Here is a 13,704-nt window from a genome sequence, read left to right as displayed (position 1 = left end):
CTGGAACCGGTCAGCGGCGGATGATCGGCACCAGATAGCGGGCGGCGTACTCCCGGACGGCCGCGGGATCCGCCGTGTCGAGCCGGTCGGTGGGGAAAACGATGATGCCGAGGGCGACGCGCAGCAGGATGTCGGCGATGTTGGCCAGGTCGCGGTCGGGAATGGCGGACCCGCACCGGCGCAGGGTGTGGGCGATGCCGTCGGCGAACTGGCCGATGGGGAAGGCCTGCGAGCGGGAGAACATGCCGAGCAACTCGGGCTCGCTGTCGGCGATCCGCGAGTACAGCGGCGAGTCGTGGACCAGGCGGACGCCGAGCGCGAACGCCTCGACGACGGCCTGCTGCGGGTCACAGCCGGCGGTGGCCCGGTCCAGCGTGGTGAAGAACGCCTCGGCCTCCCGCCGCACGACATGCCCGAACAGGACGTCCTTGGTGGGGAAGCGCCGGTACACGGTGCTGCGGCTGACGCCGGCGCGGGCGGCCACGTCTTCGATGTTGGCCCGGCGCACGCCGTAGGTCTCGAAGACGGTGCGGGCGGTGTCCAGAATCGTGCGCTCGAGCTCGGAGGCTTCGGCGAGGTCGCCGTCAAGGCTGTGGCTCCGCATGGATTGACGACCCCCATGGCAATCTCGACACCAGATTTGACACAAAGATACGCATTTGTTTCTCTGGTTCACAACTGGGTACGCGTGGGGGGCGAGGAGTCGGGATGACAGCGCAGCGGGACTTCGACACCGGCGTGCGGGAGGCCGTACCGATGCCCGTCGACGACCCCGACGACGTGCAGCGGCTGGGGCCCGAGTCGTTGATCTGGAAGTTCTACGGGGACAACCGCACCCAGTTCTTCGGATTCCAGCGCACCGCCGGTGTGGAGAACTGCATCGAACAGCTCGCCCAAGGCGTGCTCGACCACTCGGTGGTCTTCAGTGACACGCTGGGGCGGGCCAAGCGGACCGCGCCGCCGCTGATGAAGACCGTCTACTCCGACGCCCCCCGCGAGTGGGGACGCAAGGTCCGCGACTTCCACACGACGATCAAGGGGACCATCGCCGACGGCTCGAGGTACCACGCGCTCAACCCCGAACTGTTCTACTGGGCGCACGCCAGCTTCGTCGACCAGGTCATCTACAACACCGACACGTTCATCCGCCGCCTGTCGGACGCGGAGAAGGAACGAATCTTCAACGAGGGCAAGGTCTGGTACCGCCTCTACGGGGTCAGCGACCGCGCCCAACCGCAGACCTACGACGAGTTCCTCGCGTATTGGGACGAGATGCTCGAGCGGTTCGTCCCGCACAAGACCGTCTTGTACGGCACCGGTTACATCCGGAAGGGCATCCCCGGCCCGCGCTGGCTGCCGAAGCCGGTTTGGAAGGTGTTGTCCGCCCCGCTCAACGCCTACACCCGCCTGGTCTTGGTGGGGACCATGCCGCCGCCGATGCGCGAGGTCTGCCAGCTGGAGTGGAATGCGAAGAAGGAGAAGCGCTTCCAGCGGTTCGCCGCCGCCATCCGCGCGCTCAACCCGCTGATCAACCGGCTGCCCGTCGGCGCGATCTACACGCCGTGGGCCGTCGAGGCGTGGCGACGGGCGGGCGTCGACCCGCGCCGACTGCACAACCGCGCCGCCTAACCGATGCGCAGCAGCCGTTCGGCGTTGCCGTGCGCGATCTTTTCCCGGTCGGCGGCCGGCAGCGTCGTCCGCTCGAACCCGTCGACCGCCTCGCGGGACGACTCGTAGGGGTAGTCGACCGAGAACATCAACGCGTCGGCCCCCACCTCCAGCACCGCTCCCAGCATGACGGCCGGCGAGAACACCCCGCTGTTGGTGAAGACGATGTTGGTGCCGAGATAGGCCGACGGCGCGCGCGCCAGCGTGGTGGTCGTCGCGACCGTCGCATAGCGGGAGTCCAGCCGGCTGCGCTGAAACGGCAGGAACTCGCCCATGTGGCCCAGGATCAGCGTCGCGCCGGGATGCCGATCGAAGACGCCGCCGAAGAGGATCCGCAACGCGTGCCCGCTCACCTCGGCCGCCCAACTCCAGGTCGCGCCGTAAAGTTCCGGACGGCCATCGATGACCCGCCAGCGATCCGCGGGCGGCGCGCCGGGGTGTAGATAGAGCGGCACACCAAGGGATTCCACCGCCGACCACAGTTCGTCGTAGGCGGGCGCGTCCAGATAGCGCCCGCCCGGCCCGCTGATGCAGTCGTTGACCAGCCCCCCGCAGAACCCGTCCTGGGTGACGGCGCGCTCCAGCTCCGCCGCGGCGGCGGCGGGGTCCTGCATCGGCAGGGCCGCGAACCCGCGGAACCGATCGGGATGCTGGGCAACGACTTTCGCGAGGTAGTCGTTGGCGAACCGCGCGTCCCCGCGGGCCCGCTCGGCATCGAGGTCGACCTGCAGGCCCGGCGACGTCAGGGACAACACCTGGATGTCGATGCCCGCGTCGTCCATCTCCGGCAGGCGGTATTCGGTGAAGTCGGACAACCGGCGCTCGTACTCCTCGCCGATCCCGGGCCGCAGCAACCGCATCAACTGCTCATGGGCCGGCCGCAGCTCGGCCAGCTCGGGAATGAAGAAGGCCTCTTCCAGGGCGATGTACCGCATCGGTCCCCTTGCTCTCGCGGGTGGCACCACAGTCTATTTGCGCCGGCGCACCGGTGCGAGTGGCCGTGCGCTGAACGCGGGGTGCACACGGTTGAAACTCGCTGTGAAGTAAGCGAATAGGCGTACCGGTGCTTGGCGAGCCCGCGCGGATGGGCGAGGATCGGTGGCATGGCCGCTGTCGATTTCTCGTTGCTGGACGTGCCGCGATCCCGACCCGTCGAGGATCCCGAGGCCTACCTGCGCGCGGCGATCGCCTGGCACTTCGGCGAAGACACCGGTTCCCCATTCTGGTTGCGGGCCGCGGCGACGTTGGACTTCGACCCGATCGCCGACGTGCGCGGCTTCGCCGATCTGCGACTTTTTCCCAACCTCGTCAACGAATTGCGCGACGCGCCGGTGGAGGACCTCATCCCGCGCGGCTACGGCTACCCGCCGCCGGTGCCCCAGATATTCGAATCCGGTGGCACCACCGGCGCCCCGAAACGCACTGCGCAGCTTCCGGATTGGGTTGAGCAGGTGGTGCGCTGGCAGACCGAGGACTTCGCCGCCGGCGGATTCCAGCGGGGCCGTGGCTTCCTGTGCCTGATGCCGAGCGGGCCACATGGGGTGGGCTATTTCTCGCGGCTGGTCGCCGAGCGGCTCGGCGCAATCTTTCACGCGATCGACATCGATCCGCGCTGGGTCAAGAAGATCGCCGCCCGCGGCGCGGCGTCCGAAGTCGCCGCGTACATCGACCATGTCGTCGAGCAAGCCGTGTTCGTGTTGCGGACGCAGAACGTCGCGAACCTGCACACCACCCCGCCGTTGCTCGAGGCCATGGCCCGCGACGACCGAGTGGTCGACCTGCTGAACGACAAGATCCGCTACCTGTTGCTCAGCGGCGCGCACGTGGACGCCGACACCCTCGACCTGTTGCGCGGCATCTTCCCGGCCACCACGATCACCATGGCCTTCGGCAGCACGATGGTGCTCTCCCAAGCGGTGACCCGAACGACCGACGACGACGCGTTCGTCTTCGACCCGCGGACACCGTACGTGGTGTTCTGGGTGGTCGACCCCGACACGGGGGACCGGGTGCCCTACGGTCAGACCGGCCAGGTGGTGATGAACCACATCAGCAAGGGCATGTTCATCCCCAACAACATCGAACGCGACCTGGCGGTCCGCATGCCCGGGCCGGCGGGGGAACTCAGCGACTCGGTCGCAGCGGTGCGGCCGGTGAGCACCTTCGAGGGCGAGCCGGTCATCGAAGGCGTGTACTGATCATGACGGGCGAACGAGGCGGCGTCGCAGCCGATTTGGTGGCGATCGATGCGCTCGGCCCCGGCGGGGAGTACCGGACCCGCCGCCGCGAGATCATCACCAACACCGCCGGCGCCGACGTCGCCGAGCTGAGCCTGGTGCCCCCGCTGTACGTCGCGCGGACCCTGGCCGCGCAGCGCAAGGTGTTGCCCCTCCCGATCGCGCGGCGCGCGGCGGCACTGTCGCATGCCGCCGCCATCTTCGCGGACGGGGTGATCGCCAGCCTGGACTTCGAGGCCTATGTCCGCCTCGCCAGCCGGATTTCGGGGCTGCCCGTCGCGGTCGCCCGCGCCGGGGCGCGCGGGGTGGCCGACGCCGTCGGCGCCGCCTTCGACGCGGTCCGCCCGGCCCCGCCGGTGGGCGCGGCGCTCGATTGGCGCGAGGAGGGCGCCCGCCGCGGCGGCGCGGTATGGGCGCGGCGCGGGGAGGTGTTCGCGGTGCACGCCGCCGGAAACGGTCCCGGTGTGCACGGGCTGTGGCCGCAGGCGCTCGCGCTCGGCTACCGGGTGGCGGTGCGTCCGTCCCGCCGCGAGCCGCTGACCGCGCACCGGCTGGTGCATGCGTTGCGGCGGGCGGGTTTTCGGCCCGAGGACGCCGTGTACCTGCCCACCGACCATGCCGGCGCCGACGAGCTGATCCGGTCGGCCGACCTCGCCATGGTGTACGGGGGTCAGCCGGTCGTCGACAAGTACGCCGACGACCCGGCGGTGATCGTGAACGGGCCGGGACGCGCGAAAATCCTGATCACCGCCGACCGCGATTGGCGCGACCACATCGACGTCGTCGTCGACTCGATCGCCGGCCTCGGGGGCATGGCGTGTGTGAACACCACCGCCGTGCTGTACGAAGGCGATCCCGCGCCGCTGGCCGCGGCCATCGCCCGGCGGCTGGCGGCGATCGAGCCCCTTCCCGCCGACGACGAGCGCGCGATCCTGCCCACCCAGCCCCTCGAACAAGCCCGGGCCCTGGCGGACTTCCTGGCGGCCCGGGCCGAAGGATCGACGCCGCTCTTGGGCGCCGATCAGGTGCTCGCCGACCTCGGCGACGGCCACGCCGCGCTGCGACCGGCCGTGCACCTGTTGCCCGAACCGGCGGACGCGCTCAACGTCGAGCTGCCCTTCCCGTGCGTGTGGGTGGCGCCGTGGTCGCGGAGCGCCGGGCCGGAACCGTTGCGGCACTCACTGGTCGTCACCGCGATCACCGGCGACGACAGCCTGGTCGACGAGCTGCTCGCCGAGCCGACCATCGCCAACGTGTACGTCGGCCCCCACCCCACTTGGCACGCGGCGCCCGGGATCCCGCACGACGGGTTCCTGGCGGACGCCCTGATGCGCACCAAGGGGGTCATCGGGGACTAGCCGGGGGTCAGCTTCCGAAGCTGCCCCTACCGCTGGCGACCGAAGCGGCCCCACTGGTGCCCGCGTCGAGGTGGCTGGACGCAAAGGCGACGCCCTTGTCGATCGTGGCGCCGTCGTCGGCGTAGGTGTTGTGCGCGGAGAAGTTCATGCCGTCGGAGCAGACCGGGTCTTCGGTGGCGCAGACCTTGATCGTCTTGTCGGCGAACGTCGGTCCGATGACGACGGGGGGCTCGCCGAGGAAGTTCATCGCGCGGACGTTGGGCATGCCGAACAGCACGACCGAGGACACGTGGCTCGCGATGGACGGGTCGAGGGGCTTGGGCACGGTGTTGGGGTCGATGCCGTCGGGGACGCTGGGCGACGTGACGAAGCCCATCACGGCCGCGCCCTGGGAGTAGCCGCCGAGCACCATCTTGGTGTTGGGGCACTCGTGGGCCATCGAAACGACATGGGCGCCCGCGTCTCTGACACCGTCGATGCCGGTATCCCACTGGTCGCTGGCGGGGTAGTTGACGGGGTAGACGTCGAAGGACTTTGACCCCACCCGCGAGTGCAGGGCGTCGACGAAGGCCTGCCCGGTGGGGCCGACGCCGGGGGCTTCACCCGTGCCGCGGGCGAATACCACCTGAACGTCCGGACATTGGGCGGCGGCGCTGGGGATGACGGAACCGGCGAGGGCCGAGGCGCCGAGGGCGGACGCCGCGGCCACCGCCGGAGTAATGAAACGAGCTATTTGACGTGCGATCATGCCGCAATTGTGCCCATCCGATCCCACGGCTAAACGGGAGAAAGCCTGGAAATTACTGGGAATTCACACAAGCCCGTCGAACTCGGATTACGCGGGCCGAGAAGCCTTGCGCGCGACCCTCATCCGCGGCTACGGCGGCCGCCGCCGAGGCGCCCGGCCCGAGCGGGACGCAGAACGCCGGGGCGGGGTGTGCACACCGACCGCGATGTGGTCTGCTAATTGTGACGAGTCGAGCGCACGGTGAAGCCATCCGCCGGTCCTCGACACGAGTGAATGCGGCGGCAGAGTTGAACGCAATAGTGCAGGCCCTCAACGCGGTCACGGACCACGTGGCCAATCCGGCGCGGGTATCGGATCCCGACAAGCTGCGCCGAGCGGTCAGCGGCAAGACCGCCCTGGTGACCGGCGCCTCCTACGGAATCGGCGAGGCGACCGCCCGCAGGCTGGCCGCCGCCGGCGCCACCGTGCTGGCGGTGGCCCGCTCCGAGGACCGGCTGGGCGACCTCGCGGCGTCGATCAACGCCGCCGGCGGCCGGGCCGTCGCCTACCCGACCGACCTCACCGACGAGGCGGCCATCAACGCGCTGACCAAGGAGATCACCGAGGAGCACGGCGCGCTCGACATCGTGGTGAGCAACGCCGGCAAGTCGTTGCGCCGGTCGCTGCATCACCAGTACGACCGGCCGCACGACTTCCAGCGCACCATCGACATCAACTTCCTCGGTCCCATCTGGCTGCTGCTGGGGCTGCTGCCGGCCATGCGCGAAAGCGGCGGCGGGCACATCGTGAACGTTTCCAGCGTCGGCGCGCGCGTCGTGCCGGGGCCGCAGTGGGGCGCTTACCAGGCGTCGAAGGGGGCGTTCGACCGGTGGCTGCGCAGCGTGTCGCCGGAACTGCACGCCGACGGCGTGGAGGTCACCTCGGTCTACTTCGCCCTGGTCCGCACCCGGATGATCGCGCCCACACCCCTGTTGGGTCGGCTGCCCGGCCTGTCGGCCGACCAGGCCGCCGACGCGATCGCCAAGGCGGTCATCGAGCGGCCCCGCAGCAACGAACCCCCGTGGATGTTGCCGGCCGAGCTGGCCTCGGTCCTGCTGGCCGGCCCCGCCGAACGGGCGGCCCGGCTGTGGTACCGCCGCTTCTTCTCGGATTCCGGTACCGGCGAGGCCGGGCGATGAGCGGGGAAGGCCTGGCCGGCACCGCGGCCCGCGCGCTCCTGCGGTCGCGGCTGCTGAGCCCGCCGTCGCCGCTGGCCACCCTGCGGCTGATCGGTGAGGCGCGCCGGGGCGGCACCAACCCCTACACCTTGCTGGCGGTGACCGCGACGCGCTGGCCCGACCGCGCCGCGATCGTCGACGACGACGGCGTCTGGGACTATCGCCAGCTGCGCTCGGCCACCGATGCGCTCGCGCGCCGGTTGACCGGCGCCGGTGTGGGACCCGGCGACGCAGTGGGCGTGATGTGCCGCAACGGTCGGGGGTTCATCGCCGGGGTCTTCGCGGTCGCCCTGGCGGGCGCCGACGTGGTTCTGGTCAACACCGACTTTCGCAGCGACGCGCTGGCGTCCGCGATGAGCGCCCACGGGATCACCACGATGATCGCCGACGATGAATTCGGCGAACGCGCCCGCGCCGCAAACGAATCGGTGGTTCTGATCGACCCGGCGACGGTCACCGCCGAGGAGGGCGGACCGCGGCCCGACGTGGCCGCGCCCGGCCGGATCGTGCTGCTCACGTCCGGCACCACCGGAACACCCAAGGGGGTGCCGCGCTCCCCGCAGCTGCGTTCCGCGGTCGGCGTGTGGGTCACCATCCTCGACCGCACCGGCCTGCGCACCGGGTCGCGAATCTCGGTGGCAATGCCCATGTTTCACGGGCTCGGGCTGGGCATGCTGATGCTCACCGTGGCCCTCGGCGGCACCGTGCTCACCCAGCGCCAGTTCGACGCCGAAGCCGCGCTCGCGCAGGCCTCACTGCATCGCGCCGACGCGTTCACGGCGGTGCCGATCGTGCTCGCCCGCATCCTCGACCTGCCCGAGCGGGTGCGGGCCCGCAACCCGGTGCCCTATCTGCGGGTGGTGATGTCGAGCGGGGACCGGCTCGACCCCACCCTGGGGCAGCGGTTCATGGACGCCTACGGCGACATCCTCTACAACGGTTACGGTTCCACCGAGGTCGGCATCGGGGCGCTGGCCACCCCGGCGGAGCTCCGCGACGCTCCGGAGACCGTCGGGAGGCCGGTGGCCGGCTGCCCGGTGCGCATCCTCGACAAGAACGGCAGGCCGGTCGGCCCGCGGGTCACCGGGCGCATCTTCGTCGGTGGCGAGCTGGCGAGCGAGGGCTACACCGGCGGCGGCGCCAAGGACGTCGTCGAAGGCATGACCAGCACCGGCGACATGGGCTACCTCGACGACGCGGGCCGGCTGTACATCGTCGGCCGCGAGGACGACATGATCATCTCCGGCGGCGAGAACGTCTATCCCCGCGCGGTCGAGAACGCGCTGTCCCAGCACCCCGCCATCGCCGACAACGCGGTCATCGGCGTTCCCGACGAGAAGTTCGGTCATCGGCTGGTCGCGTTCGTGGTGCTGCAGCCCGGCAGCGGCACCGACCCGGAAGAATTGCGGGAGTACCTCAAGGGCAGGGTCTCCCGCTTCGAGCAGCCCCGGGACATCACGGTCGTCGACAGCATCCCGCGCAATCCCGCGGGCAAGGTCGTGCGCAGGGAGTTGTCGGGCTAGCCGGCGCGAAAGCCTCAGTCCCGCTTGGGTTCCAGGGCCGCGGCCTGCTTGGCCAGCCAATTGGGCGCCAGCACCGAGATGACGGTGGCGCCCGCGGTGGCGCCGATGACCCCGCTCCAGGCGACCGGGCCCAGCGGCGTGCACCCGAAGAACTGGCTGACGCCCGGGGTCTGCACGATCGCGACCAGCACCCCCGCGCTGCCGAGCGCCGTGCCCAACACGAGAGGGCTGTGGCGCCGCGTCAGCAGGGTCTGCGCGAGCTGCGTGCTCACCAGCGCGGTGAGTCCCATCGTCGACGTGCGGCGCTGCGTGCCCGGCGTCCAGCGGCCGATGGCCCAGGCGGCGGTGGCGCCGGCGGCCGTGACGGCGCCCCGGGTGACGATCTGGCGCATCAGCGGCGCGTCGAGGGAGGGCGAGGGCCCGGACAGCGTCGCCAGCTGGAAGGCGCGATGCAGCTCCTCGGCGTCGCGGTCCACCCCGTCCTCGGCGCCCTCCGGCTCGGGGTATTGCGGGGTGACGGCCACCGCGAGCGCCGGGAACATGTCGGTGAGCAGGTTGACCAGCAGCAGCTGGCGGGTGCCTACCGGCGCGCGGCCGGTGCCCAACGCGGTGCCGATCAGGGTGAAAAGCACCTCGCCCACGTTGCCGCCGACCAGGATGCTGACCGCGTCCCGGACGCCGCCCCACATCCCGCGGCCCTCGACCAGCGCGTCGAGCAGCACGCCGAGGTCGTCGTCGGTGAGCACGATGTCGGCCGCCCCGCGCGCTGCGGAGGAGCCGCGACCGCTGACGCCGACGCCGACGTCGGCCATCCGGATGGCGGCGGCGTCGTTGGCCCCGTCGCCCACCATCGCGACGGCCTGCCCGGAGGCCTGCAGCGCCGCAACGATCTGCACCTTCTGCTCCGGGCTGACCCGCGCGAAGACCTGCACGTCGGCGGCGACCTTCGCGCGCTCCTCCTCCCCGAGGCCGGCGAGTTCCGCGCCGGTGATCTCGCGCGCGTCCGCGGGCAGCCCCAGTTGCCGGGCGATCGCGCGCGCGGTGATCGGGTGGTCGCCGGTGATCAGCACCACCCGCCGGCCGGCCTCCACCAGCGTCTCGATCAGCGGCCGCGCGGACGGGCGGGCGGTGTCGGCCAGCCCGACGAAGCCGATCAGCTCGAGCTCACGCGCGGCGGCGTCGACGGCGTCGGCGTCGGTTTCCTCCTCACCGGTGCCCAGCTCCCAGCGGCGCCGCGCGACCGCCAGCACCCGCAGGCCCTGCTCGGCGAGCCGCATCACCAACGCCTCCGCGTGGTCGGCGTCGGCGGCCGAATCGGCGAAGCGGCAGCGCGGCAGGACCTCTTCGGGGGCGCCCTTGACCATGAGCATCGGCCCGCCGTCGCCGGTCGTCGCGCCGATCGCGGCGGAGTAACCGCGGCTGGACTCGAACGGCACCTCCGCGAGCACGGTCCAATTCGAGGCCCATTGGGCGTCAACGGAATTCGCGGCCGTGAGGATCGCCTCGTCGGTGGCGTGCGCGTGGCCGCCGCCGTTGTGGGGCTGGGTGCTGCTGCGCGCGGCGGCCCGCAACACGGCCGCGGAGGCCGGGTCGTTCACGTCGGGGAACTCCGCGTCCGAGCCGTTTTCGTGCGGGACGCCGTGGACGACGCGCAGGCGGTTTTCGGTCAGCGTGCCGGTCTTGTCGAAGCACACCGTCTGGACCCGGCCCAGCGCTTCGACCGCCCGCGGCGTGCGCACCAGCACCCCGTGCCGCGACAACCGCTGGGCGGCCGCCAGCTGGGCCAGGGTGGCGACCAGGGGCAGGCCCTCGGGCACGGCGGCGACGGCGATGGCGACCCCGTCGGCGACCGCCTGGCGCAGCGATCCCTGATGCAGCAGGGCCAGGCCGGTCACCGCCGCGCCACCGGCCAGGGTCAGCGGCAGCACCTTGCTGGTCAACTCGCGCAGCCGGGCCTGCACCCCGGCCGCCGACTCGACGTCGGCGATCGCCGAGATCGCGCGCTGCGCGGCGGTTCCCGCCCCGGTCGCGACGACGATCGCGCGGGCGTGCCCGGCGACGATGGTGCTGCCCTCGAACAGCATGCTGGCGCGGTCGGAGTCGGCGACCGCGACGGGTTCGACCTGCTTGTCCACCGGCAGCGACTCGCCGGTGAGGAACGACTCGTCGACTTCCAGGTCCTCGGCCACCAGCAGGCGGGCGTCCGCCGGCACCACCTCGGGGGCGGCCAGGTCGATGATGTCGCCGGGGCGCAGCGATTTGGCGTTCACCGAGACGGTCCGTTCGACGGTGCGGGCCGCCTCCAGCCGGCGGTGGGCCGTGGCCACCGCGGGCAGAACCACCCGCCGCGCGTACTGGTCCTGCTCGGCGAACAACTCGGCGACCGCGGCCTCGGCGCGCAGCCGCTGCACGCCGCCGGCGATCGCGTTGGCGGTCATCACGCCCGCGACCAGGAGCGCGTCGACGCTGCTGCCGACGATCGCCGAGGCCGCCGCCCCGACCGCCAGGATGGGCGTCAGCGGATCGGCGAGCTCGGCCCGCGTCGCGGTCAGCAGCCTTCCCACCCGGCCCGCCGGCCCGCGCAGCGGCGCGACCACCGGGTTGTAGGACAGGTCGTCGAGGAGCTGCCGCCACGGCGCGGTGCCGGGCTCGACGGCCAACGGCCGGGTGCGGCTGGCCAGCCGGGAGTAGACGATCTCGGGGTCCAGGGCGTGCCAAGCGGTCAGCGGCTGCGGGGTCGGGTCGGGCAGCCGGAGCACCCGCGAGGCCGCGAAGGTGCCCTGCATCAACGCGGCCGCGGCGGCGGCGTTGACCGGGTTGAGCCACCGCTGCACCGCGAACGGGCTCAGGGTGCGCGGGTCGCCGGTGACCAGCAACAGCCCCGCCAGGGTGCTGCCGCCCTTCGCCAGGCGTACCGCCGACTCGGTCGCCTCCCGGGCCACCGGCAGCGCCGACAGGATGCGCACCGCGGCGGCCAGGTCCGTCCCGGTGATGATGTCCGCGGTCCACGGGGTCGCCGCCTGCGGATCGTCCAGCGCGACGCCGATGTCGGCGATGGCCAGCGCGGCCAGCGTGTCGGTGGACGCGAAGTCGCGGTGCAGCGCGGTGATCAGCAGCACCGGCCCGCGATCGGTGCGCAGGTCGCGCACCAGCTGCAGCAGCGGCGTGCCGGGCGGGTGGCTCACGGCGACGCTGGCGGACAGGTCCTCGGTGCCGGCGACGTGCCGCAACACCACTCGGGAGCTGGTGCGGTTCGCGATCTGCAGCAGCGGGACGGCGAACGGGTCGACCTCCCAGCCGACGTCGACGCTGCCCACCCGCTCGCCGTCGACCACGAGGTCGGCGTGCTCCAGGCCCTGCGCCGGCGTCGCGGACGACCCTTGCGCGCGGACCCACCGCAGGCGGGCGCCGGTGGCCGGCAGCTCGTCGGGGTCCGGCTCGGGGGCCTCCTCGCCGTGCAGCAACGCGTCGGCGACCTCGTAGACGCGGTCCTCGTCCCACCCGGGCACGTCCCCGCGCGCCTGCAGCACGGCCCGGTTGTCACCCCGCAGCGCGGCCCCGTCGACGACGATCACCTTGACCCGGTCCAGGCGCCGCAGGGCGCCCGGGTCGAGGATCAGCTGCCCGGCGTTGGCCAGCCCGCGGCCCAGCACCGCGGCGAACGCCTGCCGGCCCACGTGCGCCGCCCTGGGCACGCCGGCCAGCAGCGCGCCGGCCGCGTCCTCGGTGCCGCCGCCGGCCAGCAGCGCACCCGCCGCGGCCACCAGCGAGGCGTTGGCGGCCTGGTCGGCGTACTCCTCCACCGGCCCGGCCATCGACCCCTTCGCGGTGTCGATCGCGGCGTCGATGGCGCCGCCCACCACGACGTGCGAGGCCTCTCCCGCGGCGGCGGCCGCCCAATTATGGCGCGGCGCTTGCGATTTGGGCCCGGCCGACGAGATGACCGGCACCACCGGGGCCTGCGGCCGCTTGGGCGAGGCCAGCTCCGGTTCCCGGTCGCGCCACCGCTGGCGGTGCGCCGTGGCCTCGGAGACCTGCAGGCTGCGCTGCGCCAAATCCAGCAGCGGCGTGCCGACGGCCTGCGTCAGCCCGTTGGCCAGCGCGGTGGACGCGCTGAGCGCGATGTCGGTGCCGACGCGACCCAGCCGCGACTCCAGCACGGCAACCACCCGGGGCTGGTGGTTGAGCAGCGCCGCGGCGGCGCGGGCGCTGCGCGGCGCGACGGGAAGCCGGCCCAGCCAACCGGTCACGGCGGCGCCGATGGCCGCCGCGTCCATTGCCGCGGCGCTGAATGGGACGAGGATCGCCAGCGGATTTCCTGGGTCGGCGAACGGCGCGGTCCGGGTCGTGCCTTTGGGGGCGACCAACGTCAGGTCCGCCGCTACGCCGCAGACCGTTTCGCGGACCCGATCCAGGGCGGCGTCGATGTCGGCTTCGTTGTCGAACTCGACCACCAACCGGCCGAGTGCGCCCTCGACGTGGGCTGAGGCCACGCCCGGAATCCGGCGGACCGGCTCTTCCACCGCCGGCGCGTGCTCGTGCCACCCCGGGAACGGGAGCAACGGATCCAGGTCCAGATGCACCCGCCGCCCGCTCTGCCACCGAACCGGCGGAGTGACCCTGGGTCCGGATCCGTTGGCGGAACCGGTCAATCCGATCGCCCGGCCCGTCGTGTGCGCCATCGACTGGGCGACCGGGACCGCCAGTTCGGCCACCGGGCTGGCCAGCGACTGCAGGGCGTCCGCGGCGCCGGCGGCGGTGGACACCCCGGCCCGCACCAGCTGCGCGGCTCCGTCGGTCACGCCGGCGACCACGCTGGCAACGCCCGGAATCCTCACTCGGTCACCCTTCGATTACGACTACCGCGCCTAATGATCCTGGGGGGCTGGGGACCTGTCCACACTTGCGCCGGTGGACCGCGCGACGGCACCGATGACTCCGGCGGGTCGGGCC

At 72.2% G+C, this 13,704-nt stretch carries 9 protein-coding genes; 5 read left to right on the top strand and 4 right to left on the bottom strand.

Annotated features, from left to right (window positions below):
• Positions 1-10 precede the first annotated feature (10 nt).
• Positions 11-604: a TetR/AcrR family transcriptional regulator gene (locus A5730_RS13240; protein ID WP_067900790.1), complete on the bottom strand. Its 594-nt coding sequence runs from the start codon at positions 602-604 to the stop codon at positions 11-13.
• A gap of 104 nt (positions 605-708) precedes the next feature.
• Between A5730_RS13240 and A5730_RS13235 the strand changes: the two genes are divergently transcribed.
• Positions 709-1,629, top strand: coding sequence for an oxygenase MpaB family protein (locus A5730_RS13235; protein WP_067900787.1), 921 nt, complete (start codon positions 709-711; stop codon positions 1,627-1,629).
• On the opposite strand, the gene A5730_RS13230 is transcribed toward A5730_RS13235, so the two are convergent.
• A complete protein-coding gene (locus A5730_RS13230) occupies positions 1,626-2,603 on the bottom strand; it encodes an amidohydrolase family protein (protein ID WP_067900784.1) in 978 nt (325 codons plus the stop codon). The genes A5730_RS13235 and A5730_RS13230 overlap by 4 nt on opposite strands.
• Before the next feature lie 168 nt (positions 2,604-2,771).
• On the opposite strand from A5730_RS13230, the gene A5730_RS13225 reads away from it, so the two are divergent.
• On the top strand, positions 2,772-3,866 hold the full coding sequence (locus A5730_RS13225) for an AMP-binding protein (RefSeq protein ID WP_067900782.1): 1,095 nt from the start codon (positions 2,772-2,774) through the stop codon (positions 3,864-3,866).
• Positions 3,867-3,901: 35 nt separating this feature from the next.
• Positions 3,902-5,263, top strand: a complete 1,362-nt coding sequence (locus tag A5730_RS13220) for an aldehyde dehydrogenase family protein (RefSeq protein ID WP_067901111.1) — start codon at positions 3,902-3,904, stop codon at positions 5,261-5,263.
• Between the two features lie 7 nt (positions 5,264-5,270).
• Here the strand turns inward: A5730_RS13220 and A5730_RS13215 are convergent, their stop codons facing one another.
• Complete coding sequence (locus A5730_RS13215) at positions 5,271-6,011, bottom strand: cutinase family protein (protein ID WP_067900779.1); 741 nt, start codon at positions 6,009-6,011, stop codon at positions 5,271-5,273.
• Positions 6,012-6,280: 269 nt separating this feature from the next.
• Here A5730_RS13215 and A5730_RS13210 point away from each other — a divergent pair, with 269 nt between their 5' ends.
• Positions 6,281-7,189: an SDR family NAD(P)-dependent oxidoreductase gene (locus A5730_RS13210; protein WP_067900777.1), complete on the top strand. Its 909-nt coding sequence runs from the start codon at positions 6,281-6,283 to the stop codon at positions 7,187-7,189.
• A complete protein-coding gene (locus A5730_RS13205; RefSeq protein WP_067900774.1) occupies positions 7,186-8,751 on the top strand; it encodes an AMP-binding protein in 1,566 nt (521 codons plus the stop codon). The genes A5730_RS13210 and A5730_RS13205 overlap by 4 nt, the downstream gene beginning before the upstream one ends.
• Positions 8,752-8,765: 14 nt before the next feature.
• Here the strand turns inward: A5730_RS13205 and A5730_RS13200 are convergent, their stop codons facing one another.
• On the bottom strand, positions 8,766-13,589 hold the full coding sequence (locus tag A5730_RS13200; protein WP_067900773.1) for a cation-translocating P-type ATPase: 4,824 nt from the start codon (positions 13,587-13,589) through the stop codon (positions 8,766-8,768).
• Between the last annotated feature and the right edge of the window lie 115 nt (positions 13,590-13,704).

It is taken from the genome of Mycobacterium sp. ACS4054 (assembly GCF_001667275.1).
Classification (GTDB): domain Bacteria; phylum Actinomycetota; class Actinomycetes; order Mycobacteriales; family Mycobacteriaceae; genus Mycobacterium.
This window is presented reverse-complemented; position numbering and strand designations above follow the sequence as displayed.

Bases quoted from the DNA above. Each gene is read 5' to 3' on its own strand.
- A5730_RS13240 (WP_067900790.1), bottom strand. From the start codon at position 604: ATGCGGAGCCACAGCCTTGACGGCGACCTCGCCGAAGCCTCCGAGCTC.
- A5730_RS13235 (WP_067900787.1), top strand. From the start codon at position 709: ATGACAGCGCAGCGGGACTTCGACACCGGCGTGCGGGAGGCCGTACCG.
- A5730_RS13230 (WP_067900784.1), bottom strand. From the start codon at position 2,603: ATGCGGTACATCGCCCTGGAAGAGGCCTTCTTCATTCCCGAGCTGGCC.
- A5730_RS13225 (WP_067900782.1), top strand. From the start codon at position 2,772: ATGGCCGCTGTCGATTTCTCGTTGCTGGACGTGCCGCGATCCCGACCC.
- A5730_RS13215 (WP_067900779.1), bottom strand. From the start codon at position 6,011: ATGATCGCACGTCAAATAGCTCGTTTCATTACTCCGGCGGTGGCCGCG.
- A5730_RS13205 (WP_067900774.1), top strand. From the start codon at position 7,186: ATGAGCGGGGAAGGCCTGGCCGGCACCGCGGCCCGCGCGCTCCTGCGG.